Below are 24327 nucleotides of genomic sequence, written 5' to 3'. Positions count from 1 at the left end.
TTTTTTGTTGCTGTTTCTATAAGAGGTAACAATAGATAAAAAAAGGGTAAAACATACTGGGAGGGATTTGTTTGATGTTGCCACAGTCGTTTTCAAGCTTGGATCGCAAGCGTCGTTTTGAAGGAATTGCAGAGAGCACTTATGAGCTGATCGTGATTGGCGGCGGGATCACCGGTGCGGGGATTGCACTAGATGCGGTCACGCGCGGCATGTCGGTCCTGCTGGTGGAGATGCAGGATTTTGCCGCAGGAACCAGCAGCCGCTCGACCAAGCTGGTGCATGGCGGACTGCGGTATTTGAAGCAGTTGGAAGTGGGGATGGTGGCTGAAGTCGGCAAGGAACGGGCGGTAGTCTACGAGAACGGACCGCATGTTACTACGCCGGAGTGGATGCTGCTGCCCATACATCAAGGAGGCACCTTCGGGAAGTTCAGCACTTCTGTCGGCTTGCTGGTATACGATTTCCTGGCTGGCGTGAAGCGGGGAGAACGGCGCTCCATGCTGTCTGTCTCCGAGACGCTGAAGCGGGAGCCGCTTCTGAAGCAGGAAGGCCTGAAGGGCGGCGGTTACTATGTAGAGTACCGGACGGATGATGCCAGACTCACGCTTGAGGTCATGAAAGAGGCAGCGGCCAGAGGGGCTGTGCTGTTCAATTACGCGAAGGCCGAGTCTTTGAACTATGATACGAATGGACGGATTACCGGCATTACGGTGAGAGATATGCTGGACGGCGAGGTCAGGACCGTAACCGGAACCAAAATCGTGAACGCCGCTGGCCCTTGGGTGGATCAGGTGCGAGAGATGGATAAGTCCAAGAAGGGAAAAATGCTTCAGTTGACCAAAGGGGTCCATCTGGTCATTGACCAGTCCAAATTCCCGCTCCGTCAAGCGGTGTACTTCGATACACCTGACGGCAGAATGGTGTTTGCTATTCCTCGTGACGGAAAGACCTACGTGGGAACAACCGATACGGTGTACAAGGCCAATCCCGTGCGTCCCCTGATTACGGTGGAAGACCGGGATTATATATTGAAAGCTATTCACTATATGTTTCCCGATGTGAAGCTGTCCGCGGCTGACGTTGAATCTGGGTGGGCCGGAGTCCGGCCGCTGATCTTGGAGGAGGGCAAGAGCCCGTCCGAAATTTCACGCAAGGATGAGATATGGGAATCCCCGTCCGGTCTGATCACCATTGCGGGTGGCAAACTGACCGGTTACCGCAAAATGGCGGATACGGTTGTGGATCTGGTTGCCAAACGAATTCAGGAGCAGGGCGGCCAAACGTTTGGTCCCGGGATAACGAAGAATCTGCCGATATCCGGCGGGCATATAGGCGGCTCCCGTCAATTTCCTGAATTTGTTCGCAAGCAGGCGGATATCGGAGCGGCACAAGGAATCGACCGTAAGCTCGCCGAGCAATGGGCGCAGATGTACGGCTCCAACGTAACGGAGTTGTTTCGCTTGGCCAGCGCAGGATCCGATCAAGCGGAAGCATCCGCGCTTCCCGTATCGGTTCTGGTACCGCTGATGTATGCGATCCAGTATGAGTTGGCGTCGAAGCCGACGGACTTTTTCATCCGCCGTACGGGTTCCCTGTTATTTAACATCCAGTGGACAAGAAAATGGAAGGAGCCCGTAATGGATTATATGGCTTCCGTTCTGGCATGGAGCGAGCAGCAGAGAACGGAATACGCAAGGGAACTGGATGAGGAACTGGCATCTGCCACACAGCCAATAGCACAGGAGCAATCGGAGGCAGTGTCCCTCTCACAAGACTCCACACAAGAAAAACTATCTTCTTAAACGATGTGCCTAACCAAGATGCAAGGAAGAGGGTTTGGTTAGAGCCATAACGGCTTATTCAAGCTCGACAATCTAGTCGTAAGGGCAACGGTATGATAATCTATATACGTTCACATTGAGAGGAGAGATGACCCGATGAACCACAAAGCGTATGAAGAATTATATCACGGAGAGAGCGCGGTTTGGCTCCAGCATGGCCCTTACGAAGCGGCGATATTGCCTGGGATCGGAGGCAATCTCATCGCTTTCAGGGATAACGAAAGCGGTTACCGTTTCCTTCGCGAACCTGAAGCACACGAGATGGAAGCATTCAAGTCCAATCCAGGCGTTCACGGCATTCCTGTCCTGTTTCCGCCGAATCGATATGAAGACGGGAGGTTTCCATGGAATGGACAGACCTATCAATTCCCGGTGAATGAGGTTGAGACAGCTAATCACCTCCATGGCTTTTTACATACGATACCGTGGACGGTCGAGGATTATGGCAGCAGTGAGGCTGAAAGTTATGTGGTCGTTTCCGTAACGATCGATGAGGATCACCCGGTGTACGCCATGCTTCCGCACACGTTCACGTTTCGGCTCCGCTATACGCTGAATCGGGATGGATTAGCCCAGCATGTGTTGATACGCAACCGGGGGAACGAGCAGCATGCCTTGCCTGCTTGCCTTCCATACGGCGATCAATGCTCCGTTTGCACCTGAGAGCACAGCGGATGATTGCGTTGCAAGAATAACGATCGGAGAGCGGTGGGAAATGAGTGACCGCATGCTGCCGACCGGGGAATTCCAGTCCCTGACGGCGGAAGAAGAACGGCTGCGGACAAGCGGGGTCAACCCCTATTTTGCCCCCCATAGGACAACCATTACACGGCTGTACCGCAGAACGGCAGAAACCGTATGGAATTGACGGATACCAGGCTGGGAAAAACCTTGGTCTATGATGTCGGCAACTCATATAAGCAGTGGATGGTATGGAATAACAAGGCATCCCGGAAGTTTTTCTGTCCCGAGCCTCAGATCAATCTGGTGAATGCTCCAAACGTGAATTTGCCGGCGGATGATATCGGTTTGTTCGGTTTGGCACCGGGTGATATTTGGGAAGCCACCTCTCGGCTGTATCTTAAAGGCTGATCCTTAATTCCTCCCCCATAAAAAAGCGTATGGATCGCAACACCTGTTACTCAGGGCGTTTACAGTCCATACGTTTTTGCTATAAGACATATGATTTCATGCTTCAGCTCCCTGCGGAAGAGCCGGGAATCTCTTCACGCCCATGCCTGCGACTGCGCTTGATGTGGTCCGGAATGACAAAAAAGACAACATACATAAGGATAAATAATACAAGTGCAATGAATTCCTCAACCATAATGTATAGGGGATGTGGACCCAGCAGATCCAGCAGCGACGCGGTTTCCGGCTTGCGCATCAGGAACATGTAATTGGAACCAACAGCCCAATTAACAAGACCGACAAGCACGGCGGACACGTTAAGAAATACCATCGTCCAGCCAATGGATTTCCAGGTTGGCCGGTATCCTCTTACCCATGTCATGTACAGCGCTGTTAATATAATGGCGGTATGGACGGTAAAGAAATGAAAGAAGCGGAAGTGAGGGATAGGATAATCCAGATTGGGTGTCAGTATGGCCTGAAGTGCCCCTCCGATGCCTGCAAAATAAACTAACGGATATAAGCGGCGTTCATCCGTAAGCAGGATGGCTATGGAGAGAAACAGGGTCAGACTGCACAATTCCAGCGGCAATGACGTGGCAGGATCCCAGATGCCGGTTAACACATACCAGAGATGAAGGGACGCCTCCGGCAACGAGAGTGCGGCAAGCAGGCTCCATTTCACGGTCTTTTGAAGGGCAGTCGTTGAGACGATTACAGACCTGAACAGATACAGGAGCGAGGCAAGGGCGATCAGGATAACGTATGGCTATCCAAGTGCTCGGTGGAGAAGGCGGCAAATGCCTTCGGATAACTCGGATCAAATAAGGATTCGATGTTGTATCATCCTCTCTGTAGTTCGCAAGCCCATTATGATCGATATTACCATGAAGTGGATGTAGAATGAATATCATTTTTATGCCGGAATACATTGAATTTATGTCGGATCGAGAACCCGAGAAGCATACCGTCATCATCGCTTATTAAGGTAAGTGGGTGCATTATTGTGAATAGATTGTATGGGCTCAAACGGTATTTGAGTATAGGATTAAGCTTGGTTTTGATCTTCACCCTCATCGGTTTTGCTTACCCTGGTGAGGCGGAGGCTGCTTCCTCCAAGTACAAAAAGTTTTTTGATATTAGCAGAAAGGGAGCCGTGGTTCCCGGCTTATCCGGAAACAAAGAATGGATACCGCAGGGACTCGCCCTTGTGCCGAGCAAGAAGTGGATTATTATGTCTCATTATTGGGGCAATACAAAGAGCAAGCAGGCCAGCAGCATCTCGATCACCAGCAGCAAAACCAACAAGCGAATCAAAACGCTCTATTTATATGAGAGCGGAAGCAAAAAGCATACCGGTCATGTTGGCGGACTCGCCGTCAGCAAAAATCATCTGTGGGTGGCGTCTGGCAAAAATGTGTACAAAATTCCGCTAAGCACCATCGAGGGCAAAAAAGATTACAGCCATGTTGTCATGACCCGATATGCGCTCGGTCATAAGGCATCTTATGCCACTTATTCCGACGGGATTCTCTGGGTAGGTGAATATATGGATGGAGAGGATAAGGGCAGCAAGCAGTGTGCCCCCGGACCGAAGGGCAAGCTTCGAGGTTATAAATTGACTTCCGGCGATGACCTGTCGTCGAACCGTAAGGCGGATTATACATGGAGCACGCCTGATCGTATCCAGGGTGCGGTTGTGACGAAATCCCGCGTATTATACAGTCAGTCCTGCGGCCGCAACAATGCAAGCAAGCTGCTTATTTATACACGTGGGGCATCCGGCAAGGCCGCAGCTACCCCTTTGACCATGCCGCCCATGTCCGAGAATATTGCGATACGTGGCAATGATCTGTATGTTCTGTTTGAATCCGGTGCCCGGAAGTACAGAAACGGCGCATTGCCGCTGAAGAACCTTTACATTGTGAATGCCAAGAAACTGAAGATTTAATACTGAACAAGCAAAAGATCCCGACTCCGCTCAACGGATAAGGGATCTTTTGCTTGTGATTCGAAAAAACAGAACCATATACATGTTGCGGCACTGCTCAAACAGGCTGTTTGGCTTCCGTGATCAGGCGCTTCAGCGACTCCTGCTTCCATCTCGGAATACGCAGATGCTTGGCAGAGGGCGCCTTTTCTCCAAAGTAAACGATGCCTTGCTCTACCGTAGTGACTTTGTCTACATTCACATAGCAGTTGCCGCCGACATGATAGAACTGTTTACCGGAGAGCAGGGATGCGATTTTGTCGGCAGTCATTCTCTTTTTAATATTATAGTTCCTGCCGTGAAAGCTGACCAAACCGTGCGATCCGGTTTTAAAGAACAGAATGTCTGTCTCCACCACGAAGTCCTCATACATGTTGCGGGATTCCGATACGTGCTTCATCATTCTGCTTCCCCCTTTGTCAAGATCAACAATTGATAACGCTTACATTCTAACATGTTTTCCGCAGGGTTTAAAGAACTTTTTATTTTGGCATGATAAAAGCCCCACACCACGAGGGTGCAGGGCTTGGTCAATCTTTAAGGTGCAGCAGGTGCTTCCGGTGTCTCTGTAGCAGGATCTGCCGGCGCTACTTCCTCCAGCGTGTTGGTGATGGTTGCTTTGTCTTTTAACTCTTGAATATAAGCGGAAGATTCCTGGTAAACTTTTTGATTCTCAAGCTGTTTACGGATTTCAACCTTCTTGTCTTCCAGAGTAGGATTCGTAGCTTCCTTGCGATCGGTAAGCTTGATGATATGATAACCGAAGGAGCTCTTCACCGGGTCGCTGATTTCATCCTTCTTCAATTTGAAGGCTGCTTCTTCAAAAGCAGGATCCATCTCGCCGCGTCCGAAGAAGTCCAGGTCACCGCCTGTGTCCTTGGTAGCGTCTTGATTTTTCTCTTTGGCAATTGCCGCGAAATCAGCGCCATCCTTAAGCTGCTTCACAATCTCATCGGCTTCTTCCTTGGTTTCAACCAGGATGTGAGAAGCGCGAACCTGTTCAGGTGTAGCAAAGGATTCTTTGTTCTGATCATAAATGGTTTTGATCTCTTCGTCCGTTACTTTGATTTTGTCGCCCATCAGTTTTTTGAGTTCGACTTGGGTTTTGGTCTGCCCTTTCAGATCCTCAAGTGTCATTCCCGATTGCTGCAGGGCCATATTGAATTGATCTTCGGATGGGAAGGATGCCTTGAGAGCGTCAACTTCTTCATTCACTTCCGCGTCCGTCACGGTAATGGACTGCTTGGCCAGTTCCTGCTTAATCAGCTCTTCCGTGATCATGGAATTTACGGTTTGTTTCCCGCCCGCTTCAACAAGCTCATTGTACAGGGTATCCTTCGTAATCTTGACGTCATTGACTTTGGCCACTGCTTCGTTACCGGATCCCTTGGCAAATGGAGGTACAATCAGGACGACGATCAACGCTGCCGCGAGTACCAGTGAAGCGATCATCCAGCCTTTGCTTCCATTACCGCCATCACCAGCCGGAGGCTGCTCATCGTGCAGGGGCTGCTCGGGCTGATCCTCTGAATGCATGACAGCAACCGGAGACAGGGGCTGATCGCTCTCTTCCTTATAAGGTTCACTGGATTCAGGATAGGTTGAATCCGAATCTATTCTTTCCTCTTCATTAGACAAGTCGCCCGGTTCTTGGGGGATATTCTCTTTCTCTTGGGCTTGTCCCTGTTCATCCTCGGGTTGCCCCGGGTGGTTTGGCTGCAAATCGTTATCTTTCATTTAATGATTGACTCCCTTCGACTGCATATAATAATGAGTTGGTTCATTCTTTAATCACTTTACCAGATAAGCTTTTGGTTTACCTTAAGAAAAAATAAAAATTGAAAATATAATTGAAAAGCCCTTGATTTGATGATAACTGATTATAACTCTTTGAAAAAAATGCACCCATGTGCTGGTTACAGTATAAGCATTCCCGCTATGCCGCATGCAATACCAAGCAAGACTACAGACGAAACTACAAACCATATGACCTTTCTCGGGAACGAACGTCTTACCATGAGAAGGGAGGGAAGGCTGATGGCCGGCAAAGTAAGGAGCAGCGCTGCTGCGGGGCCGGCTCCAAGACCTGCTGCCATGAAGGCTTGAATGATCGGGATTTCGGCGGCAGTCGGAATGACAAAGAGCATCCCCATGACGGCAAAGAAAATGACAGCCAGCAGGCTGTTCCCGGCTGCTGTTCCCAGGTGAGGGAACATCCAGACTTGCAGCGCGCCAAGCAGCAGGACTGCGATAAAATAAGCCGGAACCACGCGAATGAGCATATTGCCGATGCTGGCGAGCCAGCGTTTCCACAGTGGGCGATCGTCTTGCTGATCGGTGCTCGGCGGTGTGTCGATCTCCACCGGCTCCGATTCTTTGGCAAAGCGGTTTGCCAAGTAGCTGACGCCAAAGGTTAGAAGGATGCCAAAGACCAGTCGCAGCAAGGTGAATTTCCAGGATAGAACAAACGTCATAAAGACGAGTGTTGCCGGATTAATGGTTGGATTACCGATCCAGAACGCAAGTGCAGACCCTACAGATACCTTTTTCTTGCGTAGACCGATGGCGATAGGTGCGGCACAGCAGGAGCACATCATGCCTGGAATGGATGCAATCCCTCCTATCGCCGTACTGCCAAAGGTCGATTTGCCGAGAACGCGAAGGAGCCACTGGGAGGGCAGCAGGGACTGGACTAATGTGCCAAGCAGAATACCCAGCACGGCTGCTTTCCAGACGGCTTTGAAATAAGTGATGGCATAATCCCAGGCTGCTTGCCATGAAGGTGTGGCACTGCTATCCATGCCTAGTATGGAAGAGCCGATGCTGTGCTCGACAATCGCCTTGAGTGCTTTATCGTAATAAGGCCACCACTTCACATAGGTCAGACCGGTTGCTGCAATTATAATGAAGATTGTGATGAACCAGATGGTTTTTCTGCGATTCGAATGATCAAAGGCCATTCTGCCGTCGCTTGAGTGATTCATAATTCGTACTCCCCCGATATATCGTGAAATTATTTACATATCCAATCTAATAGTATATCACAATGTGGACTTGTCGTAGAGAGATTTTCCCGGGAATTGCAAGAAATAGGAAGATCATTAGACTTGCGGCAGCTGATTTCATATAATATAAGTATTGTGTGCATAAATGAAGTGATTGGCAAAGATTAATATTAGATGATCCCCGGAGTAGATGAGACGTATTTCGAGCATCCGCGCCGGGGTTGTTGCACGTGCTCTTGCAATATATCAAAACTTAGATGATGAAGGGACGATCTGTGATGACTCAATCGGAGAAAATAAAATTAACTTCCTATTCCTCTAAAGGAGGATGCGGCTGCAAAATTGGTCCTGCGGATCTGGCTCAGGTCATTCGTAAGCTCCCCCCAAGCGGAACCCAATCCGAATCTGCTGGTTGGTCTGGATACGAGCGATGATGCAGGTGTATACCGTCTTACCGATGATTTGGCTATGGTCCAGACGGTTGATTTCTTTACACCGATCGTGGATGACCCTTATGATTTCGGTCAAGTGGCAGCGGCCAATGCAATCAGCGATATCTATGCGATGGGAGGCAAGCCGCTAACGGCACTGAATATTGTGGCATTTCCGATCTCAACCCTCGATAAGCAGGTGTTGACCGATATTTTGAGAGGTGCTGGGGATAAACTGAAAGAAGCGGGTGTAACACTGGTTGGTGGACACTCCATTGATGATAAAGAGCCGAAATTCGGCCTTGCCGTAACAGGTACCGTACATCCTGACAAAGTGAGAACGAATGCAGGAGCCAAGCCGGGCGATGTGCTGATTCTTACAAAGCCCATAGGTGTCGGTATCCTTACGAGCTCCATTAAGAAAGACCTGTTAAGTGATGAGGAGATCCGCCGGGTTACCGCCGTAATGGCAGCACTCAACAAGACCGCTGCCGAAATGATGGAATCGTATAACGTTCACGCGTGCACCGATGTGACCGGATTCGGGCTGCTTGGCCATACACTCGAAATGGCAAAAGGAAGCGGGACGGGGATACGCATTTCCAAGTCCTCTGTACCTGTCCTGGAGCGAGTTAGAGAAATGGCCGAGGGTGGCGTCATTCCGGGTGGGACAAAAAACAACTATGATCACGTGAAGGACGATGTTGATTTTCCGGACGACATGGATCAGATCGACAAGTGGATACTGTGTGATGCGGTAACTTCGGGTGGACTTCTTATCGCCGTTGACGGCTCGCAGGCGGATCAGCTTCTAATGGAGCTTCGGCAAGCCGGGCTGGAAGCGGGAAGTGTCGGCAAGGTCGTAAACGATCATCCGTCCCGCATTGTCGTTGAGTTGTAAGTGAGCCTTTTTTTTGGATCAATAAAGGAGCGAGCAGACCATGTTTCAAGACATCAGCGTTAACGAGTTATTGGAGCTTCAGAATAAAAAGAAGATGACATTAATCGATGTCCGTTCCCCGTCGGAATACAGGGATTCAACGATCCCGGGAAGCCTGAACATTCCGGTCTTTAATGATGAGGAACGGGCGGAGATTGGCACCATCTATAAGCAGGTAGGCGTAGATGCGGCTAAAGAGCGCGGACTTGCCATTATGTCGGCCAAGCTTCCCGCCTTCGTTAAGCAATTCAAGGAAATTGACGGTGATAAAGCAGTTTATTGCTGGCGTGGGGGGATGCGCAGCCGGACAGCGGCAACCGTGCTCTCCCTGATGGATATCCATGTCAGCCGGATTACTGGCGGGATTAAGGCTTATCGAAAGTATGTGCTGGATACGCTTGAACATAAGACATTAGAGGCCGAAGCGTTTGTTCTGCATGGTTTGACGGGAACGGGCAAGACGGCCGTGCTCAGGCAGCTTCAGCAGGAGGGGTATCCTGTCGTGGACCTGGAAGGGCTGGCAGGTCATCGCGGCTCGATATTTGGCCATATCGGTTTACAGGCCAGCAATCAAAAGACCTTTGATTCGGAATTGGTTGAACGACTGAAGCAAGTGGAGTCGGCCCCCTACGTGTTATTCGAAGCCGAGAGCAAGCGGATTGGCAAAATCGTTGTACCCGACTTCCTTATGGAGAAGAAGGAGTCCGGCGTAGCTATCGTACTTGAACTGCCGATGGAAGAGCGTGTTCGCCAGATCATGGAGGACTACAATCCCGCTGCATACAAAGAACAGTATTTGGCGGCTTTCCAATTGATTAAAAACAGGATCCATACTCCTGTTGCTGCTGAGATCGGGAGGTCGCTGGAGGAGGGACGGTTTGCACAGGGAATCCGGATGCTGCTTGAGCATTATTATGATCCCAAGTATAACCATACCTCCAGTCAATATGAAGATGCCTCGCCTATCGTTGTCTCAGTGGATAAAGTAGTGGAAGCCGTGAAAGCCGTAAAAGAAATATTGCGGAATCAGATGCTGCAGAAGACCGGCACGTAATCATTCGTATAATCCGAGAGGATAAGGAGGATCCATTGTGGTTCTGTATTTAATCGTGATTACTTTGGCTTTGATCGGCGGCATTGCGACGCTGCTTGTTGGTTTTTCCCAGGAAAACCGCAAGTCGAATCCAGCGTATGAAAGTAAAACCAAAGCTAATATTACCAAGCTGATCGTCATCTATGTGTTGGCCTTGATCGCATTTATTGTGATTTGGTCACTATTCGATTAGAAAAAACAGATCGCCCCTGACCAAGAGCTGGATACCTGACGTATCGCTTTTGGCAGGGGCGATTTCTTTGAGATGAAAGGCTTTCTTTAAATAGACGAAAGGGCTTCGGATATGGGCGAATCGCCTGCGATCAGATCGAAGGAACGCCGGAAGGTGTTCTCTTCATCCAGGGATAACAGAATCGTGCTCGCTACATCCTCCCGCGGAATGGAGCCGCTATGGATGTCCTCGGCAGCGGTTATACGGCCTGTACCGGGTTCATTCAGAAGTCCTCCTGGACGAATAATCGTATAGGAGAGGCTGCTGCTGCGCAGGAACTGATCCGCATAATGCTTGGCTGCATAATAGGGCTTGATTTTTTCATTCCAGGACTCCCGGTTGTGGGCCTGTATGGCGCTACCATAATGAAGCGTGAGACATGTGCCTGCTCGGCAGCCTCGATCATTTTTGCAGCCCCATCCAGATCAATTAAGAGAGTTTTATCATAACCGGTTGCACCGCCTGAACCGGCGGCAAATACAATGGCTTGGCAATCCTGTGCCGCCTGTGCAAGCTCATCAACCGCTCCTTCCAGATTAGCAAGGACGGTTTCGATTCCGCCATTTTCGAAATATCGTGCCTGCTCCTCTTTTCGAACCATCGCTTTTACGGTGTAGGCTTCATGATCTTGAAGCAGGTGTGTAAGGTGTTTTCCGATTTGACCATTCGCACCGACTACTAGAACCTTCATAGGACAAACTCCTTTATCGTTAAAATTTCTCATATTAGAGTAATAATACCAAATTTAGCATAACCTAAGGGAAATTTCTTGGGAATCAGCGCTGGACTTTTCTTTATCTCTGGAAAATGATATTATCTTGTTTTCACCCAAGTCATATAGATTTGAAACAACGCAAAGGAGAAAAGAGAGTTTGAGCGGACAGATGAATTGGGCTTCAGGAAGACAACGCCGGATTTTCTTTATATCACTCATCAGCTTCGTAGGATTTATCATAATGGCCGCATTGGTTAAGTTTCAGCTCTTGGCTCCACTCGATCTGGCCATCATAACCTCAATACAGAACCTGGAGCATCCATTCATTACGGATATCGCAATAGGCCTCTCATTTATAGGCTCAATCGGTCCGGTTACTAGTATTGTGTCTTATCGTAAGTCGCCGTGCTATATTCGGGTATTGTAGGCGTCGCACGGAGATTCTTCTACTTATTGTAGTCGTATTCGGTTCATCTATTCTTAATCTATTATTAAAATTAATTTTTCAACGGGTGAGGCCGGATATCCACCGCCTGGTTGAAATTACGGGATACAGCTTTCCCAGCGGGCATTCGATGGGTGCTTTTTCCTTCTATAGCGTGCTGGCATATTTGTTGTGGAGACATATAGACAGCAGGACAGGAAGAGGAGTATTAATCGCTTTTGCAATCATCATGATTGTAAGCATTGGGCTTAGCCGGATATATCTGGGTGTTCACTATCCAAGCGACATCCTCGGGGGCTATTTGGCTTCCTGCGCATGGGTTAGTTTTATGGTCCGATATTATGAGAGAAGAATGGGGAAGCGGGCCTTCCCGGATGCGTGAACGTCATGTCGGCCTGCATCACTTTGGAAAAGTAAGGGTAATTCATGGAATAGCGGTTTAAGCGGAGGAGTATGTATCATGGTGTGTAAGCATAGATTTGAATTTGGGTTATGTAAGGAGGGCTGTCTATGGCATTTGGAGCAAGAATGTTCAAAACCGGCCTAGCCGTAACGCTGGCTCTTTATTTGGCTATGCTGTTTGATTTTCAATCCCCTGTTGTAGCAGCCATAGCCGCGATTTTTGCGATGCAGCCGTCTATCTATCGGTCGTGGAGATATTTCCTGGACCAGCTGCAGACGAGTACGCTTGGGGCGATACTGGCGATGCTCGGAGGATATTTTTTATCCAATCAACCGATTTCGGTCGGTCTGGTATGTATTTTAGTGATCATGATCTGCATGAAATTAAAAATGGGAGAGACGATCGGTCTCACCCTGGTTACGGTTATATCCGTAATGGAAGCTTCCGGTCAATGGGACTTTGCACTCAACCGGTTTATTCTCACGATCATCGGCATCGTATCTGCTTTCCTTATTAATATTCTCGTATTTCCTCCAAAGCCGAAGGAGCAGTACATTAAACGGATTCATATTGTCTTCGGCAAAATGTCGCTGCTGCTGCGGACGGCCATTTCCCACGAGATGAAGGATTCGGTCTACCGTGCGGAGAAGAAGGAACTTGAAACAGCAATCAAATCGTTGTCGGACAAATACAATTTGTTTGAGGAGGAGCAGAAAAAGCTGAAGCGGGCCAAGTATAGTCAAGCTAGACAGCTTGTTGTGTATAAGCAGCTGCTCCAATCCCTTCGTAAAGGATATGAAGTGCTGGACGCCGTGGAGAATCATTACTTCCAGGCGGAACGGTCGGAACTGATCGACGAGCAATTTGATAGCAATCTGGAGCGGCTGATGAAGTACCATGAGCATATTCTATGGAAGTTCGAAGGAAAGCTGAAGCCGAATGAGGACGAGGCGGAGACCATGGCCGAGAACAATGAAGCGTTTATGGAGCAAGTGATGTGCGGACCGGGCGCAGATCCTGGTGGGCTTCGGCTGTCGGTTGTGGCTGCCTCCATGTATGATTACGGTTATCAACTTGACCGGTTGAATCGGGTGGCGGATCAAATCAGCCGTGTCGTGGAGGACAAGGAACAGGAAGAAGCCTTGTTCTCCTGGTTGAGAAAATAAGCATATCAAACGATATGAAGGGGCCGATCAAGACTCGCTTTTGATCAGCCGTTATGACCAACATGCGGATGGCAGGAGCTTTCTTGGCAAGCCCAATCGGACATGGTATGGTAGATGAACCATACGATATGAATGCAAAAAAAACCGGCCATTCCGGCCGGTTACTAAATTCAAATGTTGTATTAACTGTAGCATGCTGTTATAATTAGCAATGGTTTGTCATTAAAAACAACTAATGTGGTTAGAATACCACAACTGTATTATATCACAGACATTTTGCGCTGTCAACCAGTAAATTAGGGGGATGAACAATGGCTATCAGCGAACAGGATTGGCAAGAAGAACAGACACGGGTAACGGAAGTATCAACGAAAATCAGCAATAAAATATCTCAGTTGGAAGCGAGTGTCGGAGATATCCGTGATGTCGTTATCGATATGCGGAAGGACTTCTGGGACGAAGTTACGGTTAACTTCAGCAACCCGGATGATTTAGGTGAAACATCGACCAATCTGAGACAGCAGTCACAGGTACTGGCAGAACGTGAGCATGCTCATCTGCAGTCAAGCAAGCTGCTTAAAAAGTACAGAAAACTCGTGGAATCTCCTTACTTTGGTCGCATTGATTTTAAAGAGGAAGGAACCTCGGAGACGGAGACTATTTATCTGGGAACCGGCTCTTTTCTGGATGAAAATATGGAGACGTTCCTCGTGTATGACTGGCGTGCACCGATATCCAGCCTGTATTATGACGGAGCCCCGGGTCCGGCCCAGTATGAGACGCCCTCCGGCCTGGTGAAAGGTGAAATGCTGCTGAAGCGCCAGTTTGTAATCCATAGCGGCCAGATCAAGGTATTGTTTGATACTGGCGTGACGATTGGTGATGAACTGCTCCAGCAGGTACTCAGCCACAGCGCGGATGACCGGATGAAGAGCATTGTAGCTACCATTCAGAAGGAGCAGAATGCGGTCATACGAAACGACAAAACACGCATGCTGATCGTTCAGGGAGCTGCTGGCAGCGGAAAAACCTCAGCCGCACTGCAGCGGGTGGCTTATCTACTGTACAAATACCGGGAGACACTCCGGGCCGATCAGATGATTCTGTTCTCCCCGAACCCGCTGTTTAACAGTTATGTGTCCACCGTGCTTCCCGAGCTTGGCGAGGACAACATGCAGCAAACGACCTTCCAGTCCTATTTGGAGCACCGTTTGGGCAAGGAATTTGATCTCGAAGATGTATTCACACAGACGGAAACTTTGCTGAATGCAGATGATTCGCTCCGCTACCGCGCGCATCTGGAGAGCATATCCTATAAATCCTCCGGCGCTTATCTGGATACCATCCGACGATATAAAGAGCTGCTAGAGAAGAATGGCATGCTCTTTAAACCGGTTGTTTTCCAAGGCAAGGTCATCGTCAGCTCGGATGAAATGACCGCCCAGTTCTATGGTTATGATTCAGCGGTTAAACTCGCCGGCCGGATTGATCTTATGAAGGAATGGATGCTGAAACGTCTGTCGGAGTTTGCCCAAAGTGAAAAAGACGCTCCATGGGTCGAGGAGCAAATCGAGCTGCTGGATTCGGATGATTACCAGCGCGCCTTCCAAACGATGAAGCGGAAGCAGAAACGGAAGGAAGAGACGTTTGACGATTTTGATAAGGAAAAGGACGTCCTTGCAAAAATGGTGATCAGCCAACGTCTCAAACCGGTCAGACGCTGGATCAAGCGATTCCGCTACGTGGATGTCAAGGGGATGTACCGTAAACTGTTCACAGACGAATCCTTGTTCCGCCGGGCTGCGGGCGATCCTGAGAATCTTCCGGCACATTGGGAGGATATCTGTAAGCTCACCACAGCCTCCCTGGACGATAAATCGTTGATGTACGAAGATGCTACCCCGTTCCTGTACCTGAAGGAGCTGCTCCAGGGTTTCCGTACGAACACCGCCATTCGTCATGTGATTGTCGATGAGGTTCAGGACTATTCGGGTTTCCAGCTGGAATTCCTGAAGCGATTGTTCCCTCGGGCCAAAATGACGGTACTCGGTGATCTTAATCAAGCGATTTATGCGCATGGGGAAGCTCTGGGAAGCTTGGAGAACTTGGTCAGTTTGTACGGTAAAGAGGATACGGAAGTTATCACCCTGACGCAAAGTTACCGCTCCACGCATGAAATCGTTGATTTCACTCGGCAAATGATTCCAGGAGGAGAGCGGATCGTTCCCTTTAACCGTCCGGGTGAAGCGCCGCGGGTGATTCAGGTTCAGGATGAAGAAGCGCTGAACGGAACGATTATTTCCGATATACGTGAGCTTCATGAGCAGGGATTCCAGTACGTTGCGGTCATCTGTCGAACGGAAGAAGAGAGCCGGCGTGTGCACAAGCAGCTGTCAGCTGATATTCATACGAGATTGATCACCAAGACGACCCCGGCATTCGAGAAAGGAACCCTTGTTGTTCCCGCCTATTTGGCAAAGGGTGTCGAATTCGATGCGGTTATCATTTACAACGGTTCCGAGGCCGTGTATCACCGGGAAAGCGACCGGAAGCTGTTCTATACCGCCTGCACACGTGCGATGCATAAACTGCATGTTTATCATATCGGGGAAAAAAGCCATTTTATCCCGGAAACTTGAATAGGAAGATCTGTCTGAGCTCTGGGTTCAGGCAGATCTTTTTTTTGAGGAGTGATTCATGAAAAAACTTGTTCTGTTTCATGCAAGGAAAAAATCGGAAATTATTTTGTGGATGAATCAGGGTAATTTCTTATGTCTTATGGAGGGTGTTATCCAATTTAAAGCATTATTTGACCGTTGATTAATAAATTTTTTGAAATATTTTTGGATTAAGCGGTTTCACGGCCTCCATAACTATTCATTTTAGACACAATTTTGACGAAAATAGAATGGGGGTATATTACTTATCAAAGGTCGGGTGCTTGCGGATGAAGATAAAAACAAAATTAATTCTATCGTCTACGATTCTTGCGACGGTTACGGCGGTTATCGTAATCATTGCATTTATCACTTCGAACATGACGGAGAAGAGGTTCAGCAAGATTATTGAAGAGGATCAAAAGGTCATTTACAACCTGACCCAACTTGAAACTTTATTGACAGGGATTTCAAATGACGAGCGCGGCTACTTGTTGACCGGGGATTCGACCTTTGTAGATTCGTTAAAATCGAGACAGGAATCCGTTAGTAAAGTTATGAAAGAAACCAAAGTCCTAATGACGACTGAGGAAGATGTAAAGGTCTTCAACCAGATTGAAACCGGATATGTAATTTACACGGAAGCTGTGACACAGGTCTTAAACAAATTGGGGTACGATACGGGGTTTTACAAGGCGGTACCGTTTCGGGTATACGAAGCCGCGTTTAACCAGGAACGTGAGATTCGCAAATCTTTCAGTACGCTTATAGCGGAGTTCACGATCAATAAAAATGAAGCTTTGGCCAAGCAGGCCGATGAGATTGCCAGCAACAGCGAACTTCAGAATATGATGATTATGCTGATTGGTATGGCAGCCGTCGTTTATTTTGCGATCCAGGGATATCTTCTTACCCGTTCCATTCGTCCATTGAACCAGATGAGCGATCAGCTATTAAGAATCGCCGATGGCGGCGGTGATCTTGTTACCCGCCTGAACATAACCACGAAAGACGAGATCAGGGCGGTTGCCGATGCGTATAACAAGCTGGTCGAGGGGTTCCGGGCATTGGTTGTACAGGTGCAGGATACCGCTGGACAAGTCGGTACCGCAGCGTCGACACTGCACTCGACCACGGAGGAAATTCGTCAGGCATCTCAGCAAACCTCGGGCATCATGGAAGAATTGGCAGCCGGGGTTGAGAACCAGCTTCAGGATACGGAGGAAACGACAGCAACGGTAACGGATATGGCGGAAGGAATGAAGCATATCACGCTCGCCGCAAAAGACGTGTCCGGATTGGCAGCCACTGCGAACAAGTTAGCATCCGAAGGCGAACAGGCGATTATACATACGTTGAACCAAATGGAAGGCATCCGCACCAGTGTAGATCAATCCGCACAGTCGGTAAGAGCTCTTGGTGAAAAAGCCTCAAACATCGGGGCGATGGGACAAATTATTATTGAAATTGCGGAGCAGACTTCCCTTCTGGCTTTGAATGCTTCGATTGAGGCTGCTCGCGCGGGTGAGCACGGAAGAGGTTTTGCAGTCGTTGCTGCTGAGGTGCGGAAATTGGCAGACCAGGCTTCCAATTCCTCTGTTGAAATCAGGCAGTTTGTGCACGAGCTTCAACAGGATATTTATGATTTGGCCGGGGTCATGGAACAGGGTACACGCGAGGTTACAGAAGGCATGTCCGTGGCACAGGGAGCCGAGAGAGCCTTTAAGGACATCGAGCAGTCCGTTGTGGAATTGAATGAACAGATTCAAGGCGTAACCGTTGCAACCGAACAGATGAACTCCGGGGCTGATGATCTCGTTCATGCCATTCGCAGAATTCAGGAAGTTACAGAAACCACAGCCGGTGGAACACAAAGTGTCAGCGCTGCAACGGAAGAACAGTTGGCTTCCATGGAGGAAATTACCAATTCCGTAGAAGATCTGAACGTAATGTCCGGCAAGCTGCGACAGTTGATGTCCGGTTTTAAAGTATAAATAAGGAAAAATTGCATAAGGGAAAAATTGACCACCTTGCAGTCATGCATATTCTAGGCGAAAGAACCTACAATATGGATGACAGATAACGCAAAGGTGGTCTTCTCATGGAAAACAAGAAATGGGATCTGGTTGCCTTGGCATCCATACCACTCATCATGACGCTGGGCAATTCCATGCTCATTCCCATTTTGCCGCAGATTTCCAAAGTCCTGGGAATCAGCTCCTTTAAGGTCAGTATGCTCATTACGGTTTATGCTGTTGTGGCTATCTTGTTAATTCCGATTGCCGGCTATTTATCGGATCGGTATGGACGAAAGAAGATCATCATCCCAAGCTTAATCATTGCCGCATTAGGCGGAGCGGTATCCGCCGTGGCCGCATGGATGCTGAGTGGGACGACGGCGTATTATGTTATTTTGGCGGGGAGATTTCTGCAGGGTATAGGGGCCGCCGGTGCATTTCCCATCGTTATTCCGCTTGTGGGAGATATGTTTAAGGGTGAAGAAGAGGTCAGCAAGAGTTTAGGTATTATAGAAACCTCCAATACATTCGGTAAGGTAATCAGTCCGATATTGGGTGCTTTGTTAGGGAGTTTTATTTGGTTCCTGCCCTTTACAGCGATTCCGATTCTGTGTCTGATTTCACTCGTTCTAGTCATATTTCTTGTGAAGACACCAAAAACGAACAGCAACAATAATAAACAGTCCCTCCGTGAATTTTTGAAAAAGACAAAGCAGGTTTTGCACGAGAAGGGCCGATGGCTGTACGCGATTTTTGCCATCGGCGGTATCGCTATGTTCGGCGTGTTCGGTGTGCTTTTTTATTTATCAGAGACACTGGAGAGCACTTACAAACTGCACGGCGTGGTAAAAGGCCTTGTGCTTGCGATTCCGCTTGCATTGCTGTGTCTCGCTTCGTATCTGGCAGGTAAATTCACGGGCAAGAACAAGGCGGCCAAAAAATGGACAGGTTTTGCAGGTATGACCCTCTTAACCGCTTCCTTGATTGTGACCGGCTTCAGTTCACAGATTTATTTTGTGGTTGGTATGATGACGCTGGGCGGCATCGGGATCGGCATGGTCCTGCCATGCATGGATACGCTGCTTACTGAAGGCGTTGAGAAGGAACAGCGCGGCACCATCACTTCATTGTACAGCAGCATGCGTTTTATCGGCGTATCTCTTGGACCGCCTGTTGTCTCACTACTGCTTGGCGCGAATCATTGGGTGATGTTTGGCACCTTGGCCGCTGTTGCAGCAGTGGGCGGGCTCCTCACATTATTCGCCGTGAAGCCGGAGGCCAAAGAAGAAGACGACTCGTCGGGAGGAAATGCATACCGAGCGGATTTCAAGAAGCCGCAGGAATTCAAGAAAAAGGGTCTTGTCCATAAATAATGGACAAGACCCTTTTTTTGTATGGGCGAAAGCCGTTCACTCCAAATTGAATCGCTGCATTCTACTCCGTATACGGGTCAATTTCTTTGATCATACGATGCCCGGATGGTGTTTCCTCCCCTAGGGCGATTCTACTTATCGAGATCTACTTATTGAGCAGTCCCGTTTTGACGAGGTACTTCCCGTCGTCTACCAGATCCTCGCGGTATCCTTACATCCCACCAGCGCATTCAACTCCTGCATGTTCTCTTCGTTGATCTGTCCGCCAAGCGCATTCAGCGCTTCGCGCACTTCCGGATACTTTTTCAGCAGATCGCTCCGCACAATGGCACCCGCATCGTACGGAGGGAAGAAGCCCTTGTCATCCTCCAGAACAAAGAGATTGTTCACCTTGACCTGTCCGTCTGTTGTATAGGCACTGGCAACGTCAAGGTCATTTTGGGCAATCAAGCGATATTTGATCCCCTGATCCATTCCTTTGACACGCTTGAAGTTCATATGGTACAGCTCCTTCAGACCTGGATACGTATCTGGCCGGTCCGTGAATTCAAACTCGGCGCCAAGCTCCATATTCTCAGAAACCTTGGCAAGATCACTGTAGGTCCTGAGGCCGTATTTCGCGGCGGTATCCTGAGTAACCGCAAGAGCATAGGAGTTGTTGAATCCGATGGGCTCCAGGAATTCCAAGCCGTCTTGTGCAACGAGCTCTCTTGTGCGCTTAAGAGTCTCTTCCGCACTGCCGGTTTCCTCCAGATAATAGTTAGCCACAATGGTACCGGTATAGTCGGGATAGAGCTGTATGTCATTGTTCTGCAGTGCCTTCCAGGTTACGCTGGATCCCCCGAGATTTAGCGTTCGCTTGACGCTCAGCCCCGTACGGTCTTCGATCAGGTCTGCCATCATATGAGCCAGGATAATGTTTTCTGTGAAGTTTTTGGAGCCGATGACCAGATCGGCAGGACCGCTGGAACTTACGCCGGGGGATTGCGGATTGGTACAGCCGTTAAGGCTGACGGTCAACGAAACAAGTAGCAGTAAAGTAAGGATTCTAGAAGCGGCAGATTTTTTTGTGTTTTTCATGCGGTTTCCCTTTCGCTGCACGTTATATTTTCAATCCACGCGGTGTTGTCCACTTCTCGAGGAGTCCGAGCAAATAATCCAGCAGCAGGGCCATAATGGCTGCCGGCAGCGCACCCAGGAGAATCAGTGCATCGATATTGCGGGTGATCCCGAGAAAGATAAAATCCCCCAGGCCGCCAGCCCCGATAAAAGCCGCCAGTGTCGCGGTACCGACATTAATAACCGTTGCCGTCCGGATTCCTGCAAGGATGACCGACATGGCGAGAGGCAGCTGAACCCGTAACAGGATTTGGGTTCCCGTCATTCCCATGCCGCGTGCCGCTTCGATAACTGAGGGGTCCACATCCTTGATACCGGTGAAGGTATTGCGGATAATCGGCAGCAGTGAATAGAGGAACAGTGCGGCTATCGCAGTTTTCATGCCGATCCCGAGGAGCGGGATCATAAAGCCGAGCAGAGCCAAGCTTGGAATAGTCTGAAGAATGCTGGCTCCGCCTATGATCCAGGTTCGCAGGAAGCTATACCTGGATACCAGGATTCCGGCAGGAACTCCAATGATGATGGCGATGACCATCGAGATGAGAACGAGCTGAATATGTTCTCCAACGGATACCAGAAGCTCGCCCCACCGCAAAGAGAACTGACGGCCGATTTGCTCCCAGATGGATGAGGAATTCATGCTTCATCACCCCCTCCGGCCCAGTGGCTTGCAAAGGTGGAGATTAGAGTCCCGCGTGTGACAACGCCAATGAGCCGCTCCCGCTGGTCGATAACGGGAATGATGCCGAATGGGGCATCATTTACAGCGATTAAGGCATCTTTGGCCGTTGCCGTATCAGGCAGCGTCAGCTTCACGGGTTTCATAATTTGCTGCACAGTCGCCGCGGTATCGATGTTGGATTGCAGATCATAGGCCGATACCAGACCCGCGAGAACGCCATCTTCCGTTAGCACAAGCAAGGTATCCGTCTTCCGCTGGCGCATAAATGTGATGGCTCGCAGCGGAGATCGGTTCAGGCTAACTGTCGCCGGGTTTCTGCGCATCACTTCCGTAACCGGTATGAAAGTAGGATTTTGATAAACCCGATTCTTGCCGATGAATTCTTCAACGAATCCATGTCCCGGCTCCCGGAGCAGCGTCTCAGGTGAATCCAGCTGAACCATCGTTCCGGATTTCATCACGCCGATCCGATCTCCCATCTTAAGGGCTTCATCCATATCATGGGTAACAAATACAATCGTTTTCTTCATATCCTGCTGCAGCCGAAGCACCTCATCCTGCAGCTGTTCGCGCGTGATCGGATCGAGTGCACCAAATGGCTCGTCCATCAGTATGATTTCGGGATCTGCAGCCAGGGCCCGTGCAACGCCGACGCGCTGCTGCTGCCCACCTGAGAGCTCTTTTGGGTATCTTGAAGCATAGGTGTCGGGATCGAGTCCGACCAATTCAAGCAGCTCATAGACCCGCTGCTTTTTCTTAGCCTTGTCCCATCCCTTCAAATCCGGGACCAGTCCGATATTCTGTTCCAATGTATAGTGCGGGAACAGCCCCGTCTGCTGGATAACATAACCGATGCTGCGGCGGAGCTCAACGGGATTGGTGGAACGGATATCCTTGCCATGAATCGTAATCGTTCCGCCAGTATGGGGAATCAGACGATTGATCATTTTCATGGTGGTTGTTTTTCCGCAGCCGCTTGGTCCGATCAGAACGAGAAATTCCCCCGACTGAATCTCGAAATTCAGTTCTTTAACAGCATGAAAGCCGTCGGAATAGGTTTTGCTGACGTTATCGAATGTAATCATAAACATCCTCCCTTGAACATGGGTGTTTCATATGGCTGTAACGAAAAATTCAAATAAAGCGCAAAAGTCTTCAGCGTAAGGCTGAAGACGGTTTGCACATGATTTTCATTTTGGCGTAAATATGAAATCCAATTATCGTCATTGTGTCCGGGAGGTGGAAGCTTTATGCGTGAATGATCTGTGAATGGATGTTTACATGAGGGCAGCTCTGCCTGTTATGATCCTGCTGCCGCAGACTTGGTCTCCTCAAGTCTTGTTCGGGCTTTGGAGCGAGATTTGCCGATGATGTGCGCTAGGATATAGATCAGAATTAACAGTGCAAGCGCGAGGGCTGAATAACGGTACATGATGGCATACGATGTGGATTTGGCGATGGAACCGAGCACGATGGAGCCTATGGCAACACCGAAATCGAGGGAGTTAAAGAACATGCCGTTTGCCATGCCACGCTGCAGGGGATGAACCTCCTGAATCATCCAGGTCTGGATGGACGGCTGAATGGCACCAAAGCCAAGACCGTAACATAATGCCGATAACAGCATGGTTCCGGTTGAGGATGCGAAGGTCAGGAGCAGCAGACCCGAAACCATCAGCGCCGCTGCGGGCACAACGAGCGCTTTATGTCCATAACGATCATAAATTCTGCCGGAGAAGGGTCTGACCAGAATAATGGCGATCGCATTAAATAAGAAGAAATACTGGGGATTCCGAAGGTGAGCCTCGGCTCCGTACAGCGCCATGAAACTCAGCAGACCTCCGTAAGTAATGGACATTAAAAAGTTAAGGACGCTGGGGAGGATCAGCTTGCTGTTAAAGGAACTCCGTGGTTTATCTTCCAGGTGGACTGGCTCGGTTACGGGGCGCTCAGGTATTCGTCGTGCAGGCGCCCTGGACGTAAGAATGTAAGCGAGCGGGAAGATGAGGACATTGATGATAACGGTGATGATCACTAAGGGGGTGAAGCCGCCGCCTTGGAGCAATGTTAAACCGATCATAGGTCCGATCGACATGGCAAGGGTGGTGGATAATCCGAAGTATCCCATACCTTCACCCAATCGTTTGATGGGAATGACATCGGATGCCATCGTCGGAAACGAGGTGCTTGTCATACCGAATCCGATGCCGAACAAGATGCGCATCAGCAGCAGAAATACGATGCCGGATGCCCAATAGTATCCGAGCGTGGCTGCCAGAGATATCAGGAGTCCGACATAGAGAAGCAGCCGGAGCTTTCCTTTTTCAAGTGCTCTGCTTGAGACAAAGCGGGAAGCAATTGCACTGAAGGCGAAGAGGCTGGTAATGAGGCTGACCTGCAGGGGGCTTGCCATAAAAGTTTCCTTGGCATAAGCGGGCAGCGTGGTCAGCATCATCTGCAAGGTCAGAAACAGAAAGAGGTTGCTGACCATCAAGGTGATAAATTCTTTTGTCCATAATGGTTGTTTGGCTTTCATTTCATTCATGTGAAACATCTCTCCTGTTGTTGTGTATATGATTCATGTTGTTGTTGATGCGTGAGAGAGTGTCCCGGAACATCTCCAATTGACGACCGTCAATTCCTTCTATTATTTGGCGTCCGCATTCGCTTTCGATTGCGGTGGTAGCCTCGATCAATTCTTTACCGGTGTCCGTCAAATAGAGCTGGAAAGCTCGGCGGTCGTTAACCGATACGGATTTGCGCGTGTAGCCTTTTTTCTCGAGCAGATCCAGTATGCGGGTTGTCGTAGGTTGGTCTTTGTCCGCTTTTACGGCAACTTCCTTTTGGTTTAACCCTTCATGTTCGCCAATATGAAACAGGACCAGCCATTGTTCAGGGGTGATGTCAAAGGGTTTTAGGGCATTGGCAAACAATTGGGATGCACGGCGATAGGTGTAACCCAGGTGAAAGCCGATGGAGGGATTGTGTGTAGGTTCTTTCAAGAAACAAGTCACACCTTTCATTTTTAGGATATCGAAATAATAGTTGTCTTAACAATTATATGTTCAACAATTAAATACGTCAAA

19 protein-coding genes and 3 pseudogenes are annotated in these 24327 nt (G+C 49.1%); 12 read left to right on the top strand and 10 right to left on the bottom strand.

What is annotated here, in order from left to right; translation table 11 throughout:
• The first annotated feature begins 74 nt into the window (after nt 1-74).
• Entirely contained in the window at nt 75-1802 is a 1728-nt protein-coding gene (locus tag PVOR_RS20780; protein WP_006211434.1) for a glycerol-3-phosphate dehydrogenase/oxidase, read from the top strand.
• Between the two features lie 135 nt (nt 1803-1937).
• Nucleotides 1938-2933, top strand: a pseudogene (locus tag PVOR_RS20775) (aldose 1-epimerase).
• A gap of 103 nt (nt 2934-3036) precedes the next feature.
• Here the strand turns inward: PVOR_RS20775 and PVOR_RS20770 are convergent.
• Complete coding sequence (locus PVOR_RS20770) at nt 3037-3687, bottom strand: YwaF family protein (RefSeq protein ID WP_234973039.1); 651 nt, start codon at nt 3685-3687, stop codon at nt 3037-3039.
• A 321-nt stretch (nt 3688-4008) separates the two neighbouring features.
• On the opposite strand from PVOR_RS20770, the gene PVOR_RS20765 reads away from it, so the two are divergent.
• The gene (locus tag PVOR_RS20765) at nt 4009-4923 is read left to right on the top strand and encodes a hypothetical protein (protein ID WP_197477164.1); all 915 of its coding nucleotides are present in this window, start codon (nt 4009-4011) and stop codon (nt 4921-4923) included.
• A gap of 97 nt (nt 4924-5020) precedes the next feature.
• On the opposite strand, the gene PVOR_RS20760 is transcribed toward PVOR_RS20765, so the two are convergent.
• From PVOR_RS20760 to PVOR_RS20750, 3 genes are all read right to left on the bottom strand, one after another.
• Nucleotides 5021-5365 carry a hypothetical protein gene (locus PVOR_RS20760; RefSeq protein WP_006211427.1) on the bottom strand — a complete coding sequence of 115 codons (345 nt, stop codon included), beginning with the start codon at nt 5363-5365 and terminating at the stop codon, nt 5021-5023.
• A gap of 134 nt (nt 5366-5499) precedes the next feature.
• Entirely contained in the window at nt 5500-6699 is a 1200-nt protein-coding gene (locus tag PVOR_RS20755; RefSeq protein WP_006211426.1) for a peptidylprolyl isomerase, read from the bottom strand.
• A 179-nt stretch (nt 6700-6878) separates the two neighbouring features.
• Nucleotides 6879-7946 carry a permease gene (locus PVOR_RS20750; protein WP_006211425.1) on the bottom strand — a complete coding sequence of 356 codons (1068 nt, stop codon included), beginning with the start codon at nt 7944-7946 and terminating at the stop codon, nt 6879-6881.
• 299 nt (nt 7947-8245) lie between these two features.
• Here PVOR_RS20750 and selD point away from each other — a divergent pair.
• The 3 genes and pseudogenes from selD to PVOR_RS20735 all read left to right on the top strand — a co-directional run bounded on the left by selD (nt 8246) and on the right by PVOR_RS20735 (nt 10624).
• Nucleotides 8246-9299 (top strand): annotated as a pseudogene (selD, locus tag PVOR_RS20745) (selenide, water dikinase SelD).
• Between the two features lie 40 nt (nt 9300-9339).
• Nucleotides 9340-10392, top strand: a complete 1053-nt coding sequence (mnmH, locus tag PVOR_RS20740; RefSeq protein ID WP_006211423.1) for a tRNA 2-selenouridine(34) synthase MnmH — start codon at nt 9340-9342, stop codon at nt 10390-10392.
• A 37-nt stretch (nt 10393-10429) separates the two neighbouring features.
• Complete coding sequence (locus PVOR_RS20735; RefSeq protein WP_006211422.1) at nt 10430-10624, top strand: hypothetical protein; 195 nt, start codon at nt 10430-10432, stop codon at nt 10622-10624.
• Between the two features lie 86 nt (nt 10625-10710).
• Here PVOR_RS20735 and PVOR_RS20730 read toward each other — a convergent pair.
• A pseudogene (locus tag PVOR_RS20730) lies at nt 10711-11354 on the bottom strand (SDR family oxidoreductase).
• Nucleotides 11355-11535: 181 nt separating this feature from the next.
• Here PVOR_RS20730 and PVOR_RS32100 point away from each other — a divergent pair.
• The 6 genes from PVOR_RS32100 (at nt 11536) to PVOR_RS20705 (ending at nt 19440) form a co-directional block, all read left to right on the top strand.
• Nucleotides 11536-11805: a hypothetical protein gene (locus tag PVOR_RS32100; RefSeq protein ID WP_006211420.1), complete on the top strand. Its 270-nt coding sequence runs from the start codon at nt 11536-11538 to the stop codon at nt 11803-11805.
• The gene (locus PVOR_RS20725) at nt 11762-12205 is read left to right on the top strand and encodes a phosphatase PAP2 family protein (RefSeq protein ID WP_234973030.1); all 444 of its coding nucleotides are present in this window, start codon (nt 11762-11764) and stop codon (nt 12203-12205) included. Before PVOR_RS32100 ends, PVOR_RS20725 begins: the two co-directional genes overlap by 44 nt.
• Nucleotides 12206-12333: 128 nt before the next feature.
• Nucleotides 12334-13392 carry an FUSC family protein gene (locus PVOR_RS20720; RefSeq protein WP_006211418.1) on the top strand — a complete coding sequence of 353 codons (1059 nt, stop codon included), beginning with the start codon at nt 12334-12336 and terminating at the stop codon, nt 13390-13392.
• A gap of 311 nt (nt 13393-13703) precedes the next feature.
• Complete coding sequence (gene helD / locus PVOR_RS20715) at nt 13704-16031, top strand: RNA polymerase recycling motor HelD (protein WP_006211417.1); 2328 nt, start codon at nt 13704-13706, stop codon at nt 16029-16031.
• A 308-nt stretch (nt 16032-16339) separates the two neighbouring features.
• Entirely contained in the window at nt 16340-18043 is a 1704-nt protein-coding gene (locus PVOR_RS20710) for a methyl-accepting chemotaxis protein (protein ID WP_006211415.1), read from the top strand.
• A 107-nt stretch (nt 18044-18150) separates the two neighbouring features.
• On the top strand, nt 18151-19440 hold the full coding sequence (locus tag PVOR_RS20705) for an MFS transporter (RefSeq protein WP_006211414.1): 1290 nt from the start codon (nt 18151-18153) through the stop codon (nt 19438-19440).
• A 189-nt stretch (nt 19441-19629) separates the two neighbouring features.
• Here the strand turns inward: PVOR_RS20705 and PVOR_RS20700 are convergent, their stop codons facing one another.
• The 5 genes from PVOR_RS20700 to PVOR_RS20680 form a co-directional block, all read right to left on the bottom strand.
• On the bottom strand, nt 19630-20520 hold the full coding sequence (locus PVOR_RS20700; protein ID WP_006211413.1) for a glycine betaine ABC transporter substrate-binding protein: 891 nt from the start codon (nt 20518-20520) through the stop codon (nt 19630-19632).
• Between the two features lie 22 nt (nt 20521-20542).
• On the bottom strand, nt 20543-21199 hold the full coding sequence (locus tag PVOR_RS20695) for an ABC transporter permease (RefSeq protein ID WP_006211412.1): 657 nt from the start codon (nt 21197-21199) through the stop codon (nt 20543-20545).
• Nucleotides 21196-22326 carry an ABC transporter ATP-binding protein gene (locus tag PVOR_RS20690; protein WP_006211411.1) on the bottom strand — a complete coding sequence of 377 codons (1131 nt, stop codon included), beginning with the start codon at nt 22324-22326 and terminating at the stop codon, nt 21196-21198. The genes PVOR_RS20695 and PVOR_RS20690 overlap by 4 nt, the downstream gene beginning before the upstream one ends.
• Before the next feature lie 215 nt (nt 22327-22541).
• Nucleotides 22542-23786: an MFS transporter gene (locus tag PVOR_RS20685; RefSeq protein ID WP_006211410.1), complete on the bottom strand. Its 1245-nt coding sequence runs from the start codon at nt 23784-23786 to the stop codon at nt 22542-22544.
• A complete protein-coding gene (locus tag PVOR_RS20680) occupies nt 23779-24243 on the bottom strand; it encodes a MarR family winged helix-turn-helix transcriptional regulator (protein ID WP_006211409.1) in 465 nt (154 codons plus the stop codon). The genes PVOR_RS20685 and PVOR_RS20680 overlap by 8 nt, the downstream gene beginning before the upstream one ends.
• Between the last annotated feature and the right edge of the window lie 84 nt (nt 24244-24327).

This window comes from Paenibacillus vortex V453, from assembly GCF_000193415.1.
In the GTDB taxonomy this organism is placed as follows: domain Bacteria; phylum Bacillota; class Bacilli; order Paenibacillales; family Paenibacillaceae; genus Paenibacillus_AQ; species Paenibacillus_AQ glucanolyticus.
Note: the sequence above shows the minus strand (reverse complement) of the source record. Positions and strands in the feature narration are given on the sequence as shown.

Coding starts and splice junctions, on each gene's coding strand:
- PVOR_RS20780 (WP_006211434.1), top strand. CDS start 75: ATGTTGCCACAGTCGTTTTCAAGCTTGGATCGCAAGCGTCGTTTTGAA.
- PVOR_RS20760 (WP_006211427.1), bottom strand. CDS start 5,365: ATGATGAAGCACGTATCGGAATCCCGCAACATGTATGAGGACTTCGTG.
- PVOR_RS20755 (WP_006211426.1), bottom strand. CDS start 6,699: ATGAAAGATAACGATTTGCAGCCAAACCACCCGGGGCAACCCGAGGAT.
- PVOR_RS20750 (WP_006211425.1), bottom strand. CDS start 7,946: ATGAATCACTCAAGCGACGGCAGAATGGCCTTTGATCATTCGAATCGC.
- mnmH (WP_006211423.1), top strand. CDS start 9,340: ATGTTTCAAGACATCAGCGTTAACGAGTTATTGGAGCTTCAGAATAAA.
- PVOR_RS20720 (WP_006211418.1), top strand. CDS start 12,334: ATGGCATTTGGAGCAAGAATGTTCAAAACCGGCCTAGCCGTAACGCTG.
- helD (WP_006211417.1), top strand. CDS start 13,704: ATGGCTATCAGCGAACAGGATTGGCAAGAAGAACAGACACGGGTAACG.
- PVOR_RS20710 (WP_006211415.1), top strand. CDS start 16,340: ATGAAGATAAAAACAAAATTAATTCTATCGTCTACGATTCTTGCGACG.
- PVOR_RS20705 (WP_006211414.1), top strand. CDS start 18,151: ATGGAAAACAAGAAATGGGATCTGGTTGCCTTGGCATCCATACCACTC.
- PVOR_RS20700 (WP_006211413.1), bottom strand. CDS start 20,520: ATGAAAAACACAAAAAAATCTGCCGCTTCTAGAATCCTTACTTTACTG.
- PVOR_RS20695 (WP_006211412.1), bottom strand. CDS start 21,199: ATGAATTCCTCATCCATCTGGGAGCAAATCGGCCGTCAGTTCTCTTTG.
- PVOR_RS20690 (WP_006211411.1), bottom strand. CDS start 22,326: ATGATTACATTCGATAACGTCAGCAAAACCTATTCCGACGGCTTTCAT.
- PVOR_RS20685 (WP_006211410.1), bottom strand. CDS start 23,786: ATGAATGAAATGAAAGCCAAACAACCATTATGGACAAAAGAATTTATC.